The following is a 351-nucleotide window of genomic DNA, read 5'->3' as shown; positions in this document are numbered from 1 at the left end:
GGGGTTGGTCAGTTCCTGGGGCGTGCCCAGGTGGTCGAGGTGGTAGTAGAACGGGCGGGCGTCGGGGCCTTCGCCGTCGAGCAGGGCCAGTGGGCGGAAGGTGCCCGGTTCGTAGACGTAGCTGCGGTGGTGGTGCGGGCTGTTTTCGGCGACGACCTGGTCGCCCTGCCAGAAAAATTCCGTGGTCAGGCCGTCCACGGTCTTGCTGATGCGTCGGCCGAAGGCGTCGTAGCGGTAGGACGTTTCGCGGCCGTCGGCCGTGGTGACGCCGATCAGGCGGTGTTGGCTGTCGTAGCGGTAGGCGCTGACCAGGGCCTGGCCGCGGCGTTCGCGGATCAGGTTGCCGAAGGC

At 68.4% G+C, this 351-nt stretch carries 1 protein-coding gene; it reads right to left on the bottom strand.

The genetic code is table 11. The features are described 5' to 3' along the window. On the bottom strand, positions 1-351 hold a 351-nt coding region (locus IB266_RS30525; RefSeq protein ID WP_192264454.1), incomplete at both ends, for an RHS domain-containing protein.

The organism is Pseudomonas sp. Pdm06 (genome assembly GCF_014851795.1).
In the GTDB taxonomy this organism is placed as follows: Bacteria; Pseudomonadota; Gammaproteobacteria; order Pseudomonadales; family Pseudomonadaceae; genus Aquipseudomonas; species Aquipseudomonas fluorescens_AA.
This window is presented reverse-complemented; position numbering and strand designations above follow the sequence as displayed.